Source organism: Paenibacillus sp. 4624 (genome assembly GCF_050435065.1).
Taxonomy (GTDB): Bacteria; Bacillota; Bacilli; order Paenibacillales; family Paenibacillaceae; genus Paenibacillus; species Paenibacillus amylolyticus_D.
Genome location: NZ_JBNDJR010000004.1, coordinates 352,426 through 374,443, shown reverse-complemented (window position 1 = coordinate 374,443; position 22,018 = coordinate 352,426). Strand labels below are relative to the sequence as shown.

The 22,018-nt window shown below is 45.0% G+C and carries 22 protein-coding genes and 1 other RNA gene; 14 read left to right on the top strand and 9 right to left on the bottom strand.

The genetic code is table 11. From position 1 onward, the window contains the following. Window positions 1-241: 241 nt before the first annotated feature. The 3 genes from ABIE27_RS12115 to ABIE27_RS12105 form a co-directional block, all read right to left on the bottom strand. On the bottom strand, window positions 242-1,435 hold the full coding sequence (locus tag ABIE27_RS12115; protein ID WP_123064289.1) for a putative glycoside hydrolase: 1,194 nt from the start codon (window positions 1,433-1,435) through the stop codon (window positions 242-244). 162 nt (window positions 1,436-1,597) lie between these two features. Further along, the gene (locus ABIE27_RS12110) at window positions 1,598-1,786 is read right to left on the bottom strand and encodes a hypothetical protein (RefSeq protein ID WP_174812284.1); all 189 of its coding nucleotides are present in this window, start codon (window positions 1,784-1,786) and stop codon (window positions 1,598-1,600) included. Window positions 1,787-1,959: 173 nt separating this feature from the next. After that, entirely contained in the window at window positions 1,960-2,781 is an 822-nt protein-coding gene (locus ABIE27_RS12105) for a YitT family protein (RefSeq protein ID WP_123064290.1), read from the bottom strand. Between the two features lie 304 nt (window positions 2,782-3,085). Here ABIE27_RS12105 and ABIE27_RS12100 point away from each other — a divergent pair, with 304 nt between their 5' ends. The 4 genes from ABIE27_RS12100 to ABIE27_RS12085 all read left to right on the top strand — a co-directional run bounded on the left by ABIE27_RS12100 (window position 3,086) and on the right by ABIE27_RS12085 (window position 6,540). Next, entirely contained in the window at window positions 3,086-4,669 is a 1,584-nt protein-coding gene (locus tag ABIE27_RS12100) for a DEAD/DEAH box helicase (protein ID WP_123064291.1), read from the top strand. A gap of 202 nt (window positions 4,670-4,871) precedes the next feature. Continuing rightward, entirely contained in the window at window positions 4,872-5,690 is an 819-nt protein-coding gene (locus ABIE27_RS12095; protein ID WP_123064292.1) for a YesL family protein, read from the top strand. 51 nt (window positions 5,691-5,741) lie between these two features. Next, a non-coding RNA gene (ssrS, locus tag ABIE27_RS12090) (6S RNA) lies at window positions 5,742-5,932 on the top strand. A gap of 215 nt (window positions 5,933-6,147) precedes the next feature. Next, window positions 6,148-6,540 (top strand): DUF1499 domain-containing protein, encoded by a 393-nt coding sequence (locus ABIE27_RS12085; RefSeq protein WP_123064293.1) that lies wholly within the window; start codon window positions 6,148-6,150, stop codon window positions 6,538-6,540. A gap of 75 nt (window positions 6,541-6,615) precedes the next feature. Here the strand turns inward: ABIE27_RS12085 and tpx are convergent, their stop codons facing one another. Next, a complete protein-coding gene (gene tpx / locus ABIE27_RS12080; protein WP_090924731.1) occupies window positions 6,616-7,134 on the bottom strand; it encodes a thiol peroxidase in 519 nt (172 codons plus the stop codon). A 148-nt stretch (window positions 7,135-7,282) separates the two neighbouring features. Between tpx and ABIE27_RS12075 the strand changes: the two genes are divergently transcribed. Both ABIE27_RS12075 and ABIE27_RS12070 read left to right on the top strand, forming a co-directional pair. Then, the gene (locus tag ABIE27_RS12075; protein ID WP_123064294.1) at window positions 7,283-7,909 is read left to right on the top strand and encodes a rhomboid family intramembrane serine protease; all 627 of its coding nucleotides are present in this window, start codon (window positions 7,283-7,285) and stop codon (window positions 7,907-7,909) included. 72 nt (window positions 7,910-7,981) lie between these two features. Continuing rightward, window positions 7,982-8,896: a LysR family transcriptional regulator gene (locus tag ABIE27_RS12070; protein WP_123064295.1), complete on the top strand. Its 915-nt coding sequence runs from the start codon at window positions 7,982-7,984 to the stop codon at window positions 8,894-8,896. A gap of 52 nt (window positions 8,897-8,948) precedes the next feature. Here ABIE27_RS12070 and ABIE27_RS12065 read toward each other — a convergent pair whose 3' ends face one another. Further along, window positions 8,949-9,629, bottom strand: coding sequence for a zinc metallopeptidase (locus ABIE27_RS12065; protein ID WP_123064296.1), 681 nt, complete (start codon window positions 9,627-9,629; stop codon window positions 8,949-8,951). A 26-nt stretch (window positions 9,630-9,655) separates the two neighbouring features. Next, window positions 9,656-10,084, bottom strand: a complete 429-nt coding sequence (locus ABIE27_RS12060) for a MerR family transcriptional regulator (protein ID WP_123064513.1) — start codon at window positions 10,082-10,084, stop codon at window positions 9,656-9,658. 353 nt (window positions 10,085-10,437) lie between these two features. On the opposite strand from ABIE27_RS12060, the gene ABIE27_RS12055 reads away from it, so the two are divergent. From ABIE27_RS12055 to ABIE27_RS12045, 3 genes are read left to right on the top strand one after another with little or no spacing between them, the layout of a single operon-like run. Next, window positions 10,438-11,838 (top strand): ammonium transporter, encoded by a 1,401-nt coding sequence (locus ABIE27_RS12055; RefSeq protein ID WP_123064297.1) that lies wholly within the window; start codon window positions 10,438-10,440, stop codon window positions 11,836-11,838. Between the two features lie 40 nt (window positions 11,839-11,878). Further along, entirely contained in the window at window positions 11,879-12,964 is a 1,086-nt protein-coding gene (locus ABIE27_RS12050; protein WP_429350596.1) for a DUF294 nucleotidyltransferase-like domain-containing protein, read from the top strand. Further along, on the top strand, window positions 12,961-13,698 hold the full coding sequence (locus ABIE27_RS12045) for an exonuclease domain-containing protein (RefSeq protein ID WP_123064299.1): 738 nt from the start codon (window positions 12,961-12,963) through the stop codon (window positions 13,696-13,698). The genes ABIE27_RS12050 and ABIE27_RS12045 overlap by 4 nt, the downstream gene beginning before the upstream one ends. Here ABIE27_RS12045 and ABIE27_RS12040 read toward each other — a convergent pair. Next, on the bottom strand, window positions 13,684-14,190 hold the full coding sequence (locus tag ABIE27_RS12040; protein WP_123064300.1) for a Mov34/MPN/PAD-1 family protein: 507 nt from the start codon (window positions 14,188-14,190) through the stop codon (window positions 13,684-13,686). The genes ABIE27_RS12045 and ABIE27_RS12040 overlap by 15 nt on opposite strands. 167 nt (window positions 14,191-14,357) lie before the next feature. Between ABIE27_RS12040 and ABIE27_RS12035 the strand changes: the two genes are divergently transcribed. Next, window positions 14,358-14,909, top strand: a complete 552-nt coding sequence (locus ABIE27_RS12035) for a TlpA disulfide reductase family protein (protein WP_123064301.1) — start codon at window positions 14,358-14,360, stop codon at window positions 14,907-14,909. A 286-nt stretch (window positions 14,910-15,195) separates the two neighbouring features. On the opposite strand, the gene cimA is transcribed toward ABIE27_RS12035, so the two are convergent. Beyond that, window positions 15,196-16,815 (bottom strand): citramalate synthase, encoded by a 1,620-nt coding sequence (gene cimA, locus ABIE27_RS12030; RefSeq protein ID WP_123064302.1) that lies wholly within the window; start codon window positions 16,813-16,815, stop codon window positions 15,196-15,198. Between the two features lie 322 nt (window positions 16,816-17,137). On the opposite strand from cimA, the gene ABIE27_RS12025 reads away from it, so the two are divergent. The 3 genes from ABIE27_RS12025 to ABIE27_RS12015 all read left to right on the top strand — a co-directional run bounded on the left by ABIE27_RS12025 (window position 17,138) and on the right by ABIE27_RS12015 (window position 20,429). Continuing rightward, complete coding sequence (locus ABIE27_RS12025) at window positions 17,138-18,451, top strand: DNA polymerase IV (protein WP_240036816.1); 1,314 nt, start codon at window positions 17,138-17,140, stop codon at window positions 18,449-18,451. A 120-nt stretch (window positions 18,452-18,571) separates the two neighbouring features. Beyond that, window positions 18,572-18,814: a ferredoxin gene (locus ABIE27_RS12020; RefSeq protein ID WP_123064303.1), complete on the top strand. Its 243-nt coding sequence runs from the start codon at window positions 18,572-18,574 to the stop codon at window positions 18,812-18,814. A 175-nt stretch (window positions 18,815-18,989) separates the two neighbouring features. After that, on the top strand, window positions 18,990-20,429 hold the full coding sequence (locus ABIE27_RS12015; RefSeq protein WP_123064304.1) for a L,D-transpeptidase: 1,440 nt from the start codon (window positions 18,990-18,992) through the stop codon (window positions 20,427-20,429). An 86-nt stretch (window positions 20,430-20,515) separates the two neighbouring features. Here the strand turns inward: ABIE27_RS12015 and ABIE27_RS12010 are convergent, their stop codons facing one another. Next, window positions 20,516-20,653, bottom strand: coding sequence for a hypothetical protein (locus ABIE27_RS12010; RefSeq protein ID WP_192895092.1), 138 nt, complete (start codon window positions 20,651-20,653; stop codon window positions 20,516-20,518). Between the two features lie 252 nt (window positions 20,654-20,905). On the opposite strand from ABIE27_RS12010, the gene ABIE27_RS12005 reads away from it, so the two are divergent. Then, a complete protein-coding gene (locus tag ABIE27_RS12005) occupies window positions 20,906-22,003 on the top strand; it encodes a quinone-dependent dihydroorotate dehydrogenase (RefSeq protein WP_429350647.1) in 1,098 nt (365 codons plus the stop codon). Window positions 22,004-22,018 lie beyond the last annotated feature (15 nt).

The window sequence follows — 22,018 nt, the reverse complement described above, 5'->3', positions numbered from 1 at the left end:
AGTTATCATGCTGATGTCACATCAGACAGCTATTAATTGTAGAGGATTTTTACGAATTTGAATAGTGCAACAGGAGAAAGAGTCTTGAGCATGAACATAGTGCCTTATCAAGACCAGGATATTAAAATATAAAAAAACCTCGCTCCCGTTATAAACGGGATGAGGCTTGGAATTATGGAGTTTGTGATCTGATCTGCGGTTAGATGAACTCAAACGAAGAAGATTTTATAAGTGCACGATATTATTTGTATTGCACGCCAGGCGTGTAACGGTTAGATGCATTCCATAACAGATATTCATCCACATTCATTTCTTTCATCGCTTTAATCTGATCTTCGACCTGTTTCTTGCCGTATTTGATATAATGTCCCCTACCCAGCCAGCTTGCCGTAAAGTCTTGAATCCATGGACGAATGATTGGTTTAAGTTCTTTGGTAGGGTCCAGCTTCTTATGCGTATCCTTCATGGAACCTTTAATTGTCGTGTAGGGGTCTTTGTCAGGGTCTTTCACGCCATACCAGCCGGTAGAATAATGACTTGGATAGACCATAGGCGAGATGACATCCACATTTTCTGATATTTTTACAAAATCCTGACCAATGCCTTCGGCTGCCGGTACAGAGGCTGCATATCCAAAAATATCTACCGAAACTCGAACACCAAGAGGAGCGAGCTCTTTACGTGCATATTGCACAAATTCAGCGACAACGTCAACGCGTGATTGTTTGGTTTGTGTGTACTTCAATTTATCTGCACGTGTTTCAAATCCCTCGGGAAAGCGAACGTAGTCAAACTGAATTTCTTTGAAACCGAGCTTTGCCGCTTCTTTGGCGATTTCAATATTATATTCCCATACCTCTTTGCTGTAAGGGTTCACGAAACTGTCTCCTTTACCGTTGGCCCACACCGAGCCGTCCTTATTCCGAAAGGATAGTTCGGGATTCTTCTTCGCTAGAATGGTGTCTTTGAAAACAACGACCCGTGCGATAGGATACACCTTATGTTTCTCTAATCGTTTCATCAAGGCATTGATATCTTGAATAAAAGCCTTTGCTTCACCCATGTTGTTCACTGCTTTGTTTTTCGTGGGATACGTGATATATCCGAGATCATCCTTGATATCAATGACCATAGCATTAAGCTCTGTCTGATCGGTCAGTTCGAGCAATTGTGCCATTCTTGCACCACCAGCGCTGTACGCGGTGACATATATTCCTTTAACAACAGGAGCATCAGGTTGCGGGTCGACTTTGGCAGGGGGATTGTCGGCATCAACGACGACTTGTTCTTTTTGTGATTGGATAATGGCAGAGTTAAAACTGTTGCTTAACGAGGATAGTTGACTATTGTTGCTATGACCCAGATCCGGAGCTACCGACGACGTTCCTCCGAAACTTCCCAAGGCCATTGCGAACAAGGCCCATAGTATGTTCATCCTTTTCCACTCCCTTTATGTACATTCCATACTTGAATTATACAGCAAAGCCTCCGTGCTTTTAACCATATTAATCCTTTTATGAAACATGTGGGGAAAATGAAAACCGCTCCCTGACTGAGGAATACCTCGTCAAGAAGCGGCGTAAACGATCTGAAAAAATTATTGAATATACACATCATTCTGATGCTCACAAATACTGTACTGAATGATTTCCATTGCATCTCCCTGTTCCAGGATGCCCAGCCCATCCCGGAGAACAATCAGTGAGTCGAGTTCATTCGGTTTTAAGAAAGGGAGCATTTCCGGGCACCATTTGTTGACAATTTCAAACAGTTTTACCGTTTCCATATCCACAATAATCACCCTTTCCTACTCGAAATCCAAAATGGTAAGTCATTCGGCGCGAATCGGGAAAGCATATGGCTTTGTGAAAAGTAAAGGTCGGAACCTGCTTACAACATATTTAAGAGCGGTGCACCATTATTATACCACAAACTTGCAACTTGTTAACGGGCAGATAACTAACTGCGGCGGAATGAACCCATCACGCCTACGGTTTCCACGATGTTAACAAATGCTTTTGGATCGGTTTCTTTGATAATGCGTTTGATCTCAACCAGTTCGTAACGGGTAGTCACAGTCATTAACATATCCTTTTCAATGTCAGTATATGCCCCTTGCGTTTTAATTTTTGTAACACCACGTGGACGGGTCAATAGTTTTTTCAGCATCGCTTCGGTTTCATTGGTGATGATATAGAGCGTAACCTTGACGTGACTTATATGGATTAGATCCAGCACTTTACCTGTAACATAAATCGAAACCATGGAGGCAAGAGCGATATTCCAGTTGTTGTTCAGGTAACCCGCAAGCAAAATGATCGCTCCGTTCATACCCGCCATAACAGTACCAATCGGGAAATCACGATTTCTAGTGAAAATGGAACCGACAATATCCAGACCTCCAGTAGAGCCACCGACTCTAAAGGAGACCCCTGTACCGATTCCTACCAGCACACCGCCAAATACACAGCTGAGAAGTGGATCGGTCGCTACAGCAGAAACAGGCAGCAGTCCAATAAACCAGGAAGTGGCCGCTACCGATACAATGCTCAATATAATGAAACGTCGTCCAAGAATAAACCAACCTGCAACGAGCAGAGGGATGTTAAGAACAAAATACATTATACTAAGATTCAAATTGGTAAAATAACCTAAAAGCATTGAAATACCGGATACTCCACCGCTCAGAAGCTGATGGGGAACCAAAAACCAGTTGAAGCCGCAAGCAATTGCTGCAGCACCCAAAATGATCACCAAAGAGTGCCAAATTATTTTGGGCAATTTAATCACCTCATTTTTATTTAAAACCAGATTGCTGGTAATCTTGAATAGTTTTATGATATAATGATTTGTGGATATTCTTGAGTAGGAAACTTTTCCCAAATCGAAAGCTAAAATTTGAAATGTTTCAAACACATGATTGTAGTTTTAGTCTTATCTTGGGGACCCATTCATGGAATTATGTTCGTTCATGAAAATAATTCGTCCCGTTGGGATACCCTATAAATATTAACGCTACTTAAGAATACAGACAACAAAGTGGATTGTCCACCATGTCCACCATATAAAAGGAGTATGAATAATTTTGACAAATTTAAATTTCACAGATTTCAATCTTGAACCACTGGTGCTGCAAGCCATCACTGAGCTCGGGTTTGAAGAAGCAACACCGATTCAATCCAAATCAATTCCTTTTGCGCTTGAAGGCAGAGATTTGATCGGTCAAGCTCAAACAGGTACGGGTAAAACCGCAGCATTCGGTATTCCGTTGATTAGCAAAATCTCCAAAACGGATGATAAAATCCGCGCCCTCATTATGGCACCTACACGTGAACTTGCGATCCAAGTCGCTGAAGAGATCGAAAAACTTACTCGCTTCAAAGGTCTACGCTCCCTGCCAATCTACGGCGGACAAGATATCGTACGCCAGATTCGTGCATTGAAAAGAAAACCACAGATTATCATCGGTACACCAGGACGTCTCCTTGACCACATCAACCGCAAAACAATCAAACTTGATGATGTACAAACTGTTGTATTGGACGAAGCAGATGAAATGCTCGACATGGGTTTCATGGAGGATATTCAATCTATCCTGAAACAAGTTCCAGACGACCGTCAAACGATGCTGTTCTCTGCAACAATGCCTCCTAACATTCAAAAATTGGCTCAACAATTCTTGACTAATCCAGAACACGTTTCTGTTATTCCTAAACAAGTCAGCGCTCCGTTGATTGATCAAGCTTATATTGAAGTGCCTGAGCGTCAAAAATTCGAAGCGCTTAGCCGTTTGCTGGACATGGAATCCCCAGAACTGGCAATCGTGTTCGGACGTACAAAGCGTCGTGTTGACGAATTGGCTGAAGCTTTGCAAAAACGTGGATATTCCGCGGACGGTTTGCATGGTGACTTGTCTCAAAACCAACGTGATACGGTAATGCGTAAGTTCCGTGATGGCAGCATCGATGTACTCGTTGCAACAGACGTAGCAGCGCGTGGTCTCGATGTATCTGGCGTAACACACGTTGTGAACTTCGACCTTCCGCAAGATCCAGAAAGTTATGTTCACCGTATTGGCCGTACAGGTCGTGCGGGTAAAGAGGGTGCGGCATGGTCCTTTGTAACTCCGCGTGAGATTGATCACTTGCACTTCATCGAGCGTGTGACACGTCACCGTATTCCGCGTAAACCGTTGCCTACGATGGCAGAAGCGGTTGAAGGAAAACAACGTGTAACGGCTGAACGTCTCCTGGAGATTGTACAATCCGGTGAATTGAACGAATACAAGGGTATTGCCATTCAAATGCTGGAGCAATATGATTCCGTACAATTGTTGTCCGCAGCTTTGAAACTTCTGACAGGCGACAAAAAAGATGCTCAGGTTGATCTGACTCCTGAAGATCCAATTCGTGCTAAACGTCGTAGACCAGATGTTCGTTCTGGCGGACGCAAGCCATCAGGTTACAGCGGTAACCGTAGCAGTGGTGGCGGTGGCGGTGGTTACAACCGTGATCGCAACAGCAGTGGTGGTGGGCGTGGCGGTTATAATCGTGATCGCAACAGCAGTGGTGGAAGCGGAAGCAGAGAAGGCGGCTACAACCGTGATCGCAAACCGCGTCCAAGTAACAATGAAGGACGCCGTCCGGCTAGAGACAACTCTTTCGAATAAATGTAACATTTAATGAGGATGGAGCAGGAAGCTGCTCCATCTTTTTTTACTTTGTAAAAGTTAATTAACTTTCCATTTATTAGAACGATCAGGCTTGCCTGAGGTGATCTTCTTTCGGGAAGTGCTGGCTTTTCCTATATATAATAAGGTATATTAATATTAGAATTTAGGTTAGACGCAAGGTGTGGAGGAGGAGAAATGTTTGGAATTTAAAGGAGCTATGGGCGGGCTTTACCGACTGACAGAATGGATTACAAGACTGGCTGCAAGCAATCTCTTGTGGGCGATCTGTTCATCACCGTTCTTGTTTTTCATGATCATGAAACTGCTCGTCATGCAGCAAAATCTCGCGAACGAATCATTACAAATGAACTGGGCTATTGCCATTGTGGCACCGCTTACACTGTTTCCGGCGACCTCAGCTTTGTTCACGGTTGTTCGTAAATGGAATATGGGAGATACGGATGTGCCGATCTTCCGTACATTTTTTACAGGTTACAAGGAAAACTACAAACAAAGCTTAATCGGGGGTATTTTCTACACATTGCTGTTTGCGATCATGTATCTGGACTATACCGTTTATATGACGCAGTTCCGTAACATGCAACTGGTTGGCATTATTATGCTTGTGCTGTTGCTACTATTGTTTGTGTCTCTGTTTAACTTCTTCTCAATGGTTGTACATTACCATATGTCGATTGGTCTCATTATCAAAAATGCAGTTCTCTTAACGCTGATTCGACCTTTCCGTGTGTTCTCCACATTATTGGGGAGTGGGTTGCTGTTCTATATCGGATTGCGTTATCCGGTGCTGTTTATCTTTTTCATTATGAGCATCGTGGCCTGGTTTGCGTTCTTTAACTTCTATGCAACCTACAACAAAATGCAGGAGCAGATGCAAAAGATTCAATTGCAGAAAGAGGAAGAAGAGGCTGCAGCTTTGGCTGAAAAATCGGGAGAACAGGACGAAGCACAGAGTTCTGAATCTGCTGACAATAAAGACTTTACACAGCAAAAATAAAACATGTCTGTCTGGCATTTACTTTTTACACAGTTAGGGATATAATAAGTGTACATCCTGCGATGTACGTTTCGGTTATTCGTTGTTTTGAACCAATGATGATGTCTTCGGGAGATTAATACAAAATGTTGCTGAAAAGCCCTGTCTATACGACATGGGGACTTCAAATGCATTTTTGCAGTCACCCACCTGCCAAGCAGGTTCATAAGACAATGTAGCCGGACGGCATAGGCGGGTTTCTAATTTTACTATGTACAGCACCCTGACTTTTCCTTTTCATAGAGGAAGCCAGGGTGTTTTTATGTTGATTTTTGGGTGGAACTGATGAATGCTTTAATTCGGGTTATTGTTGATCCTAGTATTTTTGTTAAATATGAGGCTTACCCTTTTGTTACTACTTGAACAATGTTACACTAGAATACATAATGGAACGGTTACACTCAAAGGAGGAAGGGTCTTGACCTTAAAGAGAACGCTCGTCGGTATCATCCGAAGTATGGAGGGGACCAGCGATCGAGCCAAGGATCCCAAATTAAAAACGCGCTATTACAATTTATCCAAAGAAAAAGCCTGGGAAGAGGTGTCTTCTACACTTAAAAAAATTCCGGGGTATAAAGTACTTCATGAAGTGCACTCGGTAGGCGAGATTATACTGGAGAAACGCACAACGTTTGGGCGTACGATGGATATTACAGTTTCCATTATTTCGGTAAGCCCTGTGCGAAGCGCAGTGGATATGTATTCTGCTTCCCGCGGTTCACTGGGAGATCTCGGTTCCAACTATCGTACGATTATGCACTTGTTCTCCGTACTTGATAAAAAACTTAGCAAGTATAAGGTGAATGAGTGAAATAAATGATGAAATAATAAAAAGCGAGAGAAGGATGACCTTCCTCGCTTTTATTCTGCAATTATGAAACTTGTTTTACAGCAAAGCTTTAACTGCAGCAATGGCTTGCTCGAAGTTAGGGGAGTCTGTCATTTCAGGCAGGTACTCCACATATGTAATTTTGTCTTCGGCATCCAGAACAAAGATAGAGCGCATATCAAGTTGGAATTCTTTGATCAGAACACCATAGTTTTCGCCGAAAGAGCGTGTTTTGTAGTCAGAAAGGGTAACCACGCGGTCTACACCAGCCGCACCGCACCAACGTTCCTGAGCGAATGGGAGGTCTACGCTGACGGTCAGAACTACAACGTTCTCACCCAGTTCAGCTGCCTCAACATTGAAGCGGCGAGTCTGCGCATCACATACGCCAGTGTCCAGAGAAGGAACAACGCTGATTAATTTAATCTTGCCTGCGAAGTCTTTCAGAGATGCATCTTCAATCAAGTTTTTGCTCACAGTGAAGTCAGGTGCTTGATCGCCCACTTTCAATTCAGGTCCGATCAATGTGATAGGGTTGCCTTTAAATGTGGCTGCGCCTTTACGTTCTTGTGTCATAAATAATGTTCCTCCTTATAAATTGGTGATCCGTGCCAAAATCCATTATAATCTTTTATGAAAGACATTGTCCAATCTGGGCATGTATCATTGTGATGGATTCAAGAGAAGGTCTGATATTAACAGGGTGGAGTGAAAGTGAAAATCTATGATATTTATCCGTTATGAAAATTGGAAAGATTATTTGAAATACTTCCCTTTGACGTCAATTCTTTTAATTGCGAATGTCGCTATGTTTATTGTGTTAACGCTTAATGGAGGGTCAACGAACAGTATGGTGCTGCTTAAATTTGGGGCACTGACGAATTATGAATTGTTTGCCCAGGATTGGTGGCGTTATGTGACTTCCATGTTTTTGCATGCAGGGTTCGGGCACCTTTTGTTTAACAGTTTTGCATTAATCGTATTTGCTCCGCCGATGGAACGTTTGCTTGGATCGTTGAGATACGGTGTCTTGTATCTTGGAGGAGGAATAGTAGGTAATATTCTTGCTGTTGCCTGGTACAATTCAGTTGGCGATATTACGATTTCGGTAGGGGCGTCTGGTGCAATTTATGCTGTTTATGGGGCATTTCTCTACGTGGCACTGTTCCAGCGAACCATAATGGATGAGACATCCCGCAAGACTTTGTATACGTTGTTACTGTTCGGGATTATTTTCTCCTTTGCAGTTTCAAACGTGAACTGGATGGCGCATTTAGGTGGTTTGCTCGGAGGATTCTTTATTTATGGTTTGATTATTCGTTTATGGAAACCTCGGATTTTCAGGAAATAGTTAGAACGTTCTCAAGATGGACTGTACGGTGAACGATATAGTAGGGTATAACAGATTGGAGCGATCAGGCAAGTGGAATTAAGACAGTTGCATTATTTTCTAAAAGTGGCTCAAAAGGAACATGTTACACAAGCGGCGGAAGAGTTGCACGTGGCACAGTCTGCGGTCAGCAGGCAGATTCATCAGCTTGAAGAGGAGCTTGGTGTAGATCTTTTTATGCAAAAAGGGCGGAATCTGCAGTTGACCGCGGTAGGACAGCTTTTTTGCAAACGGGTCGAAGGTATCTTGAAGGATCTCGACAAAGCTGTTGGTGAAGTGCATGAGTTTCTTGACCCAGAGCATGGGGAGATTCGGATCGGCTTCCCCCATAGTCTGGGGATTCATCTCATTCCTTCTGTAGTGGCGGCTTTTCGTCAGAAGTATCCGAATGTGAAATTCAGATTCAAGCAGGGGATGTACCCGACATTGATTCGGGATGTGTTGTCGGCGGAAGTCGATCTTGCTTTTATTTCACCATTTCCAGAAAAGCATGATCAGGTTGCTGGTGATATTGTGCTGACTGAGGAATTACATGCCATTTTACCGCCAAATCATCCGCTTGCGGGAGAAGAGACTATTGCACTGGAACAACTGAAAGATGAAAAGTTTGTCTTGTTTAGCAAAGGATACTCTTTGCGGCCAATCGTATGGCACGCCTGTCTGGAAGCCGGATTCACGCCGAAAATTGCCTTTGAAGGTGAGGAAACGGATACGATCCGTGGTTTGGTAGCGGCGGGTATGGGAGTCAGTCTGTTGCCGGAAATGGCATTATTCCAGACCAACCCCCTGCAGCCTGCGCATGTAGCGATCTCCCAGCCGAAAGTAACCAGAACGATTGGATTGATTCACCGTGCAGATGATAAGCTGCCGCTCGTTGCTCAGTCGTTTCGCTCGTTCTTGCTTCATTATTTTGGTTTACAACAACAAAACAATACCCCATCCGAATAACGGTGGGGTATTGTTTTTGTTTATTCAACTTTTCATGTAGGAGCTGAAACAATTAGTCCCGGCTGTTAAAGATCCCGATGTAACGAATCAGTTCAAGCAGAGAGATCAATGCAGCGGCAACATAAGTCAAAGCTGCGGCGTTTAACACTTTGGCTACGCCTTTTTCTTCTTCGTTACGGATATAACCTTCAGATACCATAATTTCACGTGCTCGATTGCTGGCATTGAATTCGACCGGCAATGTGATCAACTGAAATGCAACAGTAACAGAGAAGAAGATAATACCGATTCCGACCAGATTCATCGCGTTAAAGATAAAACCTGCAATCAACAGGAACGGTGCGAGTCCGGAAGCGAAGTTTACAATCGGAAAAATCCGGTGACGCAATGCGAGCATAGGGTAACTTTCCTTGTGTTGAATGGCATGACCTACTTCGTGACAGGCAACGGATAGTGCCGAGATGGACTTTTCGTAGTACACAGGTTCTGACAAACGTACAACCCGATTGATCGGATCGTAGTGGTCAGAGAGTGAGCCGCGAACCGGTTCAATCGGTACATCGTGCAGGCCGTTGGCGTCGAGCATATGACGGGCTGCGTCGTAACCGGTCATTCCGTTCTGGTTGGGTACTTCTGACCAACGTCTAAAGGTGCCTTTAACGCGAAATTGCGCCCATAACGAGAGCAAAAAGGCGATGATAATCAATACGAACATACCGTTATTAAAACTCATATCCATTCCTCCGCTTTCATAATAAGCTACATCATGGTGTTTTCAAGCAAGATTTTTAATGCCTCCATTGTACCGGCGCTTTTGGTGAGGAGTCCTGCCATCATCTTGCGTGCTTGTACAGGTTTCATCTCTCCAAGCAATGGTTTGAGTTCATTGACCTCTCGCTCAAGTTGCTGCACATGAAGTTCAAGTGTTGTCAGTTTGCTGGCTACTTGTTCTTCTGTACTGACCAGACGCCACTTTTCAAGAGATTGTTTAATCTCTTCGAGACTATACTTCTCTTGTTTCATCTGTACAATACGTTCAAGTCTGGTTAAGGTTTCATGACTATAAAGACGATAATTTTTTTGGGTGCGTTCTTCGGGAGAGATCAACCCGAGCTTTGTGTAATAGTCAATTGTCCGTTCGCTTACACCAGCCGTTTTGGCGAGTTCGCCAATCCGAAAAAGTTTCATATCCCCAATGATATTCACCTCGCTTGCAAGTTCAAATGTAGGGAAATGTGGTTTCCTCAAGCGCTTCAGATAGAACGCGCCTAATTTTTCTTACTAATAAGTATGATACATGATCATGAACCATACAGTCAAACGTTATGCTTTGATTGATAGCTTGCTTCATTTCTATATCTATGTACTCAAAGCGTATGAATATGTACTTAAGTGCAAGAAAAAGACGTAAGACTTTATTCCCATAAAATATTTTTGAAAATGATGAAAATACTCTTGTCAACTTTCCTTACTTCTGCTTATAATGACATTAAGAGTTTCACGATATGTTAATAAACATAACATAAGAGGGAGTGGGGTACATGAGAAAGAAATGGTTGGTTTCAATGTTAGCAATGCTTACTTTACTGGCTTTTCCAATGAGTGCATTTGCAGCAGCAGCGGAGGGCCCAAGTAATATTGAACTTCAAAGTGGTCTGAACTCGGCCTTTACGTTTCTGGCTGTAGTGCTGGTGTTCTTTATGCAAGGGGGATTTGCACTCCTTGAAGCGGGTTCGACACGAATGAAAAATGCAGGACACATTGCGGGTAAGACAATCCTGACATTGGGCATTTCAGTTATTGCATTCTGGGGACTTGGTTTTGGTCTCGGGTTTGGTAACGGTAACGGATTCTTTGGAACAACCGGTTTCTTCATGAGTGGAGACAACATGGCAGCTTCCTTTGAATCACTTGCTTTCTCCGATGTTCCACTAACGATTAAATTTGTATTCCACCTTGCATTTGCTGCTGTATCTCTGGCTATTGCCTGCGGTGGTATGGCAGAACGTGCAAAGATGAGTGTATATATCGTGTTTGGTACACTGTATACCATTATTATGTATCCAGTTGTTGCTCACTGGGTATGGGGCGGAGGCTGGCTCGCAGAGCTGGGCATGCAAGACTTCGCGGGTTCAACAGTAGTTCACCTGACGGGTGCAACAGCAGCATTGGTGGCTACCATCTTGCTGAAACCTCGTATCGGTAAATACAACAAAGACGGTAAACCTAACATCATTCCAGGTCACAACCAAGTATATTCCGTACTCGGGGTCATTATCCTCTGGATCGGTTGGTTCGGTTTCAACCCAGGTAGTACGTTGTCTGCAATGGGTGAAGGATTCTTCGGGTATGTGGCATTGACTACAAACGTAGCTGCTGCTGCTGGTGGAGTTGCCGCACTGTTGATCTCATGGGCAGTTCTTGGTAAATCAGATATCCCTAGTATGTTGAACGGTGTACTAGCAGCACTCGTAGCAATTACTGGAGCTTGTGCTTTCGTTGAACCTTGGGCAGCTCTGGTCATTGGTGCAATCGCAGGTATCATTACATTCTTCACGGCTCAATATTTTGATCGCAAAGGTATTGATGATCCAATCTATGCGTTCTCAGTACACGGTATTGCTGGTATGTGGGGAGCTATCTCCACGGGTTTGTTCGCAACACCAGAACTTGCTGAAAAGGTAGGCGTTGGCCAAGCGGGTCTGTTCTATGGAGGTGGATTCCACCAACTGGGTGTGCAGTTGCTAGGTCTTGCCGGTGCATTTGCCTTTGTACTTGTTATGTCCTTCATCATTCTCGGCGGTATGAAAGCTGTAATGGGTATCCGTGTTACGGAAGAAGAAGAGACAATGGGGCTTGATCTTAGTGAACACGGGACGTATGGATATCCTGAACAAATGAAACATGCAGAATCCAAATCAGGTGGTACGTTCAGCTCCTGAGGTAAATCCAGATTGAAATTGCTTCAAGGAGGCCGGAATGATGGAACCTATCTCAATAACAAACCCTTCCTGGTCTTATCAAGGGATCGATGGTGCAACTTCTGCATATGAACTGCGCCAGGCACGTGTTATTTTACAGAGAGAACTCCAGAAATCAATGTCCGCTTCCTTGTCGCTGGTTGAATGGTACGAGACGGTAAATGAACTGCATGACCGCATTGCACGGAAAGCAGTAGAGTTATGCATTCAGGGGATGGTAGAGGAGGGCTTCGGCCAACCTCCCGTCCCCTATGCCTTTATCGTATTTGGAAGCTCCGGCAGGGAAGAAGCGACATTATGGAGTGATCAGGATAATGGCATGATTATCAGCGATGCTCCGCATGCAACAAAAGAAGAATATTTCAAGGAACTGGGAAAACGTATTGCGGATCTATTGGAAGGTCTGGGTTATGCCAAATGCGAGGGTAAGGTGATGTGCTCGGAATCGCTCTGGCGAAAAACACTGGCGGATTGGAATAAGCAATTGTTCGAATGGAGTTCCGACTTAAACTGGGAGCCGGTGCGTAACCTGATCATCGCTTCCGATATGCGTTTTATTGCAGGGGAAGCTAGTCTGGCAGACGCTTGGCTCGCGAGCTTTTATGAACAGTTTCGCCGAGTTCCAGAGCTCTCTGATGCGGTGCTGCGTAATACGGTGAAACATAAGGCGACATTAAATATACTGGGTCGCGTCGTTACAGAGCGATTTGGTGAACATGCAGGCGGCTTTGATGTCAAATATGGCGTATATATTCCGCTGGTTAACAGTGCCAGATTTCTGGCTTTGCAGCATGGAATTCAGGAATCATCCACGTTAAAACGAATGGAGAGATTGAATTCGCTTGAGGCCATTCCTTTTCAGTTAACGGACACATGCCAGCGTGCGTTTAGGTCTGCTTTGAAGCTGCGTCGAAATACACCAGTTGTTATACGTGAGGATTTGCAGCAGAGCAGTGGTTTTTTGGATGAGAAACAGATGAAGCAGAAGCAAGTTCATTATGAACTGAGGGAGACACTGGGACTGGTTAAGCGAGTGCATCGTGCTTTGCAAAGACAGTTGCGTTTTGCAGAAAGGAGACGTCCATGAGAGAGCCGGCAAGGGGCAGTACAGGGTTTTGGAATTCGCTGCGTCAGGGAGGGGTTCCTTCCGCGATCGCTTCCATTATGGGAGCCCCTACGGCGCAACATATGGCGTTTATCCGTTCCATAATGAGGGAGCAACGCAGACCAGAAGTGTTGCATACACCTCTGGGGGAATTGGATGCTGTTGTGTTTGATCTGGAAACGACGGGTTTTTCCCCTCAACATGGAGATGAGATTTTATCCTTTGGTGCAGTGCGTCTTCGAGGTGGTGTTGTACTGGAAGAGGAACAGTTCTATACACTGGTTCAGTCAAAAACAGCGGTGCCGAAGCATATTACTGAACTCACCGGGATTACGCAACAGATGACCGAAAAGGCACCTACACTGCTTCAAGGATTGCATGATTTCATGTCCTTTGTGGGTGGGAATGTACTGGTGGCTCATGCGAGCGCGCATGACCGGGCTTTTCTCAATGCAGCGTTGTGGCGAACCTCCAAAGTTAGGCTGACCCATCGTTTAATTGATACGATGATGCTTGCTCGCTGGCTTGAACCGACGAGGACAGGATACGGGCTCGATGAATTGCTTGAAGCCAGGGGCATTCCGATCTATGGGCGGCACCATGCGCTTGAAGATGCTAAAATGACGGCGCAATTATGGTCTTGTTATCTTGAGGATATGCAACGCAAAAATATAGAGACCTTGGGTGACCTGTACACCCAATTAAGTCATGCGTAACGTTAATGGTATTAAGCTGTAGGGATGTAGCGGAAACGATGCCCCACTAGGTTCTTGTTCCTCATTCGATATAATCTGATAAGCGTTCAGGAGCATGGGTGATTCGAAGTCTTCTGGAGCTGAAACCGAAAGATCGGGTGCACCAATCAGATAGGTGTGTATCAATCCCGCAAAGTTCGGGAGGGCTTGAAGGTCCTCTTGCGAAGGAATGGGCAATGAACACGGGTGGGTGTGGAATACGCCAACGATCGTAACGTCGGAGAAAAGACATTGAATCCATTCCGATTGATCCAGCGAGAAGTGATGCAGCGGGTCAGGCGCTACGTTACGAATGGGCTGAAACCGACTGATTCGTATGCCGCCCGCTGCGGATTCACCCAGCACAACCCCGCAGGCTTCTTGCGGCAGTGAAAGATGCATGTGCCTGGACATTTCACGTTCCACCGAGCGAGGAAGGGTTAAGGTATTTTGCTGCCCGTGAAGTGCTGCCATTTGTATTCACCCCTCTCTCTTTTGGCTCCTGCTTGATGCAGGAGTCCTTTTTTATTTTATTTTGTTCAGTGCGGATTGTAAAATTTTAAGGGAAAAGGGTACAATATGAGAAAGGATTGATGTAATTCCATTGGATACACATTGAATGAACAAGAGGGTGACGAGTGATGAAACGTAACATATACATACTGCTTGGAGCTGTCCTGCTTGTTGGTATAGCCCTTGCTCAGAATACGGATAGTGGTATTGCCGCTGTTTTTAAACAGGAACAGCCTATGCCAACGGAGACGGGGCCGAAGGCAGGGTTGCTGGCACCGCCGTTTTCGCTGACTGGACTTGATGGCAAGACGTATAGCGTAGGCGGGGCGAAAGAGAAAGCAACCTTTGTCAGTTTCTGGGCGTCATGGTGTGACCCTTGTAAACAAGAAGCACCTGAACTGAACCATCTGGCTGAAAAATACCAAGATAAGCTGGATCTTTACGGTGTGAATGTTACTTCATACGATAAATTGAAGGATGCCAAAGCATTTGTGGACGAGTACAAGTTAAAATTCCCGATTCCTTTGGACGAAAAAGGAACCGTCTATGCCCAGTATAACGGCGTTGCATTTCCAACGAATGTTCTTATTGACTCCCGGGGAGTAATCCAAGAGATTGTTCTTGGTATTTTGCCGGAAAAAGAACTGGAGAAAAAAATTAAAAAGCTGATTTCAAACTAGGGCGTATCTGAAAACGCTGAAGAAAGCAGATTTTGCCGAATTTTCGTTCCAAGCCAGGAAGTTTCCCGCAGGCGTGCCGGGGCACGTCAAGGGGAAGTGACGTAGCAGGGGGCGGGGGTGAAAGATGCACTTCAGTAGGTTTCAAGACACGCCCTAAAGAAAAGATTTTTTGTTTATCGTATTGCATTGAAAAAGCTTCTGCCACCATCGTTAATGGTTGCAGAAGCTTTGTTTATTTTCCGGGAAATATGAAGTCGGATTGTGTTTTAGTGGTTGATTTAGATTTTTAGTGATTGATTAGACCTGGCGTTGGAATCGAAAGGGATTCCGGTTCATCCAAGATGTTTTCCTGGAGTAGAGCATACCGGAAGCTGTGTACAAGGGCTTCCCAGCTGGCTTCGATGACGTTCTCGGACACACCGACCGTGTTCCACGTGTTCTCTGTATTTTTGGATTCGATCAATACACGAACCTTTGCAGCGGTCGCATCCTTTTCATCCAGTACACGAACTTTGTAGTCCGACAGGTGCATATGAGCAAGAGAAGGGAAGTACTGCACAAGTGCTTTCCGAAGTGCATTATCCAGTGCATTCACTGGGCCGTTTCCTTCTGCTGCGGTATAGACACTTGTTCCGGCAACATTCAGTTTGACAAAAGCTTCAGATACAACGGATTTACCAGCCGTTTTCTCCACTAGCATTTTGAACGATTCAAAGGTGAACAGTTCTTTCATATCTCCGTTCGCTTCACGAATCAACAATTCCAGTGATGCATCCGCGCCTTCGAATTGATAACCTTGATGCTCCAAGTCTTTGATTTTTTCAATGATTTGACGGGAGTTCGCACTGCTTGGATCAAACTCCAACCCCATTTCCTGTGCTTTGGACACGATGTTGCTCTGTCCAGCCAGTTCGGAGACCAGCACACGTTGCTTGTTGCCGACCAGTTCAGGAACGATATGCTCATAAGTCCGGGAATCCCGCAAGATGGCGGATACATGGATTCCGCCTTTATGAGCGAATGCAGCATTACCCACATAAGGTTGGTTAATAGGCATATTCACATTCGCAATCTCGCTGATATAACGGGCAACATTCGTGAGTTGTTTCATGGAATCCTCAGAGACACATTCGTAACCCAGTTTCAGCTGCAAGTTCGGGATAATGGAAGCGAGGTTAGCGTTACCGCAGCGCTCCCCATAACCGTTCATTGTACCTTGCACCTGACGAGCCCCGGCTTGTACAGCACTAAGCGTGTTTGCAACCGCTAGCTCACAGTCATTATGGGTGTGAATGCCAAGATGTGCTTGAGGCAACGTCCGGTGCAGGGTGGATACGATCTCGTGAACTTCGTGCGGCATCGTTCCTCCGTTGGTATCACACATGACGAGCCAGTCCGCCCCAGCTTCGTGGGCTTTGGTCATGACAGCTTGTGCATACTCTGGGTTGTGTTTGAATCCATCAAAGAAATGCTCGGCATCAAAGATTACTTCCAGGCCATTTTGTTTCAAATATGCGATGGAATCATAGATCATGGACAGATTTTCTTCAAGCGTGGTCTGCAAGGCGGTATGTACATGGAAGTCCCATGATTTTCCGACCAGCGTTGCTGCCTGTGCCCCGGATTCAATCATACGTTTCAAATTGGCGTCTTCGCTGGCGATGCTGCCTTTGCGGCGAGTGCTTCCGAATGCAACAACCTTAGCGTTCAGCTTCAATTCCTTGACTCTTTTGAAAAACTCAATGTCTTTGGTATTGCTACCGGGAATTCCGCCTTCAATATAGTGAGCACCCAGGTCATCCAGCTTTTTGGCAATCTTGAGTTTGTCATCTGCCGATAAGCTGACACCCTCTCCTTGTGTGCCGTCGCGTAAAGTCGTATCGAAGATGGAAATGGCCTTTGACATGAAGATCCTCCTTTAAGGTAAAGCGCTTTTTTATAAGTTTTGATGGTGTGGTTGAAAAACAGGCAAGAACGTTATTGGATAATTCCTTCGATGTAGCAACGCTACACTGTGTTAAACTAGTTTGATGGATTTGTCCCAAACTCGTGAATTTGTATAATTAATTATTATAGCATCATTATAGCCAAATGCTACATAGAATTCGCAGGTTAACGTAAACAATTGCGATTTAATGTGAAAAAGGGTCCGGGATATCGAAAGGCTACCTATGTTATAATTTTAACAACGAAAATAAAGCGAACTCCCGGCTGGGAGGAGAGAAAGGATGGGGGGCGTGAAGTCTTCAGACAACAATCCTCCAATGAATGTAAGCGAGTATTATCCAGCGGCTGGCAGAGTGATTCTGCATGTCGATATGAATGCTTTCTATTGCTCAGTACATGAAGCAGAGGAGCCGGGGTTATATAGAGGAAAAGCGACTGCTGTTGCTGGCAGCAGTGAGTTGCGTAAGGGTGTTATTGTCACTTGTTCTTATACAGCTCGAAGTAGAGGAATTTCAACCGGCATGGTTGTGCATCAGGCGATGAAAAAATGTCCTGATCTGATTGTCATTCGTCCAGATTTCCATCTGTATCGTCAATACTCCAGGGCGTTTATGCAGATTGCGTATAGTTATACACCTTTACTGGAAGCGACCTCAATTGATGAGTGTTATCTCGATATTACGGGTTCCAAACAATTCGGTACACCTATTGAAATCGCTGAACAGATTCAGCAGAGAATCATGGAGGAACTCGGCCTGCCCTGTTCCATTGGGATTGCGCCGAACAAGCTGCTTGCCAAAATGGCTTCGGATCTGAAAAAACCGAACGGCATATCGATTTTGCGGATGAGGGACGTGCCGCGCATTTTATGGCATAGACCGTGTAACGAGATGTTTGGTATTGGGAAAAAGACGGCCGAGAAACTGAAAAAGCTGGGCATCGATACGATCGGTCAGCTGGCTAAATCGGACGAAAAAATGCTGATAGACCTGTTTGGTGTGAATGGTACATGGCTCAAAAATTCGGCTAATGGCATTCACCACTCTCCTGTCGTTGCTGAGCGGGAAGCGAATAAATCGATTGGGCATACAACGACACTGCCAGCCGATGTTTCTGAGATAGGGGATATCCACCGGGTGTTTCTCAACATCAGCGATCAGGTAGCTCGAAGATTACGCAAACACGAAATGCTGAGTCAAGGTATTCAGATTACAATACGTACTCCTGACATGAAAACGATCACCAGATCACGTATGATGGATATACCTACAGAGGATGCGGCGGTCATCTATCGTGAGGCCTGCCAGCTTTTTGCAAAACACTGGGGAAATGGGAAGCCTGTACGAATGCTTGGTATCACGTTGCAGACATTGATTCCGCGAGAAGAGTCGGCTGTGCAGATGGATTTGTTCGAATATGAAGAAAAGCCAAAAAAGGAAAGTTTAATTCGGATTATGGATCAGCTTCGGGACAAATTTGGTGAGAATGCGGTGGTGACTGCAGGTATGCTGGGGGATGACCCTTCCGTATTGCTTCGTAACCATAAAGTAAGGGGAACGTCACTGCAAAAAGATAACTTGCAAAGTTTTGACTAAACAGGGATAATATAAAGTTGTGGTTGTTGCAAATTGATTTGTAATTATTCAAACTTTGGTTTAATATGTTTTTAGATAAAAACACGGTTCGTGGTGAATCTTAGGAGGAGAGATTGTATAATGAGTAAATATACTTGGGTTGAAAAAGACACATGTATCGCATGTGGCGCTTGTGGAGCAACGGCTCCAGATATCTATGATTATGATGATGAAGGTTTGGCTGAAGTTATTTTTGATGGTGATGCCAACCAAGGAGTTAAGGCGATCCCTGAAGATTTGTTCGACGATATGCAGGATGCATGCGATGGCTGCCCTACAGATTCCATTAAAGTAGCGGACGAGCCTTTTAATAAAGAAGGTTAAGTTTTTTATTTCATGTACATCAAAGCACATTTTTTGTCTTAGAGACAGAAGGTGTGCTTTTTTGTATGTGTTAAATTAAAATGGCTAGTACCAAGTACTGAAGTCCTATGCATATTTGGAGGCTGGATACCGATATATAACTCTATAAGCTAACCGCGGAATAGTGGAGGATTAGATGCAAAACACGGATCTAAGGTCATATGTCAAGAAACATCCAGATAATAAAATGGCTTGGTATTTGCTAGGCAAAGAGTACCTTGGCGAAGGGCAAGAAGGGAAGGCCAATTATTGTTTTCAACAAGCGGGCGAAGTGTATGAAGCTTTTGAACGGAGTAAAGCCCCTGCTGACATATGGATGGACTACCAGGAAAAGCTGGTAGAGATGTCTGAGCTCAAGGAGAAAAAGAAGCGCAGACGCAAAATGTGGCTGACACTGTTAATGCTGCTACTGTTAGCGGGTCTACCGCCTGCCGATGCTCCTGGTGCCCATGAAGGGGCGGCGGATGCCCTGTCTGCAGCCTTAGAATCAGAGGAAGATATACCTTCTGCAGAGCCTGCCAAAGATCAGCAAGGGGCGAGGTCAGCGGCCATAGCGCAGAGCAATGTGTTCACTGCGGCCGGATTTGGTAACGGAAATGATGGAGGAGAACCCCTTGCTGCTGTCTGGTCTGAATCAGGTGCCGGGGTTAAAACGACGGCTGTTCTTGGCATGCAGAGATCGGAGAAGTGGTCTGTCTGGAAGCGGGATATGCCCGTCAAATACATTATACAGACCAATCATAAAGGCAAACTCACGGCCCAGAGTTATGATGCAAAACAATGTAACTGTAAACCTCCTGAAGTATCCTCCAAAATCAAACGGATGGCTCTCGCATGGACAGCCAAACAGGAGACAGCCGCGGTCTTGTCAAGTGCAATCGTTGCATATCATAAACAACACAAAGCATGGCCAAAGAACGTTACAGCAATGGCTCAGCCGTTTCCTAACAATATATTGGGAGAAACTTCAGCTGAAATGAGTGAGATGTTTCCGCAGCTGTTAGCCATTCATCAAGCCAAGGCTCAAGAGGGGAGTTCTAACGGTGATGGTAAACCGCAGGCTTCTGAGTCGTCCAAGAAGGCAAAGGCTACGTTTGCTGATACGTTAGGGGGACAATCTTTTTTTGAGAAGCCGCTTGAGATTGTTATTGACAAGAGTAACCACAGGCTGGCACTCATCAGCGGGGATAAGATCGTGCGGATGTATGAAGTGGGTCTGGGTGGAGAACGGACGCCTGAGGGGTCGTATGTCATTACGGATAAGGTTGTTAATCCGAATGGTCGCTCCAATGGAGAGTTTGGAAGTCGAGGCATGCAGCTCTCGAATACGAATTATGCCATCCATGGGACTAATGAGCCTGAAAGTATCGGCCTTGACGAGTCCCTTGGATGTGTGAGAATGAGTAAAGCAGATGTAGAGGAGTTGTTCGCTCTTGCTCCGCAAGGAACTCCGGTACGTATTGGTCAGGATATCCTGCCAGAGCTTACGTCTGTGCCAAAAGCCGAACAACGTTATACGTACAACCTTGTTCCCCAGCAGAACAATCCAAATAAAACATATCACTGGCTAAATTGATCCTGCAGTTCTCTGATACAATCGTAAAGTTGCCGTTGATCTCAGAGATCTCTATATGTAAGTCCGGTTAGAGCATGCTGAATCAACTACATATTGGCAATAATAATCAGAGCACCAATGATAACGATCAAACCGCCAACACTGGCTGCTGTCCATATGATGGCTTTGCGATTAACCTCTTCTTTTTTTTGCTGCAATGCAGGTGGTTTACGTTTCTGAGCCATGGCTTTTTCCTCCTTATTAGGTATCCAACTGGTCTAGAGTAACCATGCTCTCATTGTAAAGAATTTGGCTCGCTATTTCCAGTAGGTGGGTTGATTTCTTCTGCATGGATCATCTGATTTGAAATTTGTTTGTCTATGCGTAAATGACTTTCTTTTTGAGGAAGAAACGGCTAGACTTGTGTGTAGAGTTTTTTACATATAAGAGACGGAGATTGGCCATTTGGCGTACCGAATCAGAACGGAGTGAGTGATTTGTTATACAAAAGTCTTGCTAAACCTTTATTGTTCAAAATGGACCCTGAACAGGCCCATCATCTGATTATTGGTGGCCTAAGTGGTGTAGGCAGTGTTCGTCCGGTTCCGTCCGGACTCCGTGTCATGTACGGCGTGCGTGAAACCCCGGATCTGGCAGTGGATATGTTCGGTTGTCATTTTCCTACACCGGTTGGTTTAGCCGCAGGTCTGGATAAAAATGGACAGGCTGTAACCGGCTTCTCTTCCATTGGATTCGGATTTATGGAAGTGGGAACAGTGACGCCGCTTGCACAGTCCGGCAATGATCAGCCCCGTCTATTCCGTTTACCCCCGGATGAAGCGCTGGTGAACCGGATGGGCTTTAACAATCTGGGTGCAGAAGCGATGGCAGGCGAGCTTGCGCGTCTTCAAGAACGCCGTATCCCTGTAGCGGTCAATATCGGTAAAAATAAAGCAACTCCAAACGAGGAAGCTCATCTGGATTATGCGAAATGTATACAGGCGTTATATACTTATGCAGATTTGTTTGTGGTTAATATCAGTTCACCAAATACACCGGATTTGCGTAATCTGCAACATGGGAATGAATTGAAAGAATTGCTCGCTGCGGTCATGGAAGAGATGAACCGCCAACAGGTTAAGGTTGGTGGAGCAGCCAAATCCGTGCTTGTCAAAATAGCGCCTGACGTGAATGAACAGGAACTAGAGTATATGGTCAGTACAATTGCGGCGAGTGGGGTGTCGGGTATTATTGCGACGAATACAACGATTAGCCGTGAAGGACTCTCACATCAGCATGCGAAGGAAACGGGAGGGCTTAGTGGTAAGCCGCTGCGTGAACGTTCAACAGAAATCATTCGTCAGGTATACAGACAGACGGCAGGCAAGCTTCCCATCATCGGTTCGGGTGGCATTTTTACCAGTGAGGATGCGTATGAGAAAATTAAAGCCGGGGCAAGTCTGGTGGAAATTTATACTGCATTAATCTATGAAGGGCCTGAAGTAAACCGCCAAATCCACGCTGGATTGCGCGAATTACTTCGTAAGGACGGATATCATCATATTTCAGAGGCGGTTGGTGCAGACCACCGTTAAGAAGCGATATACCCC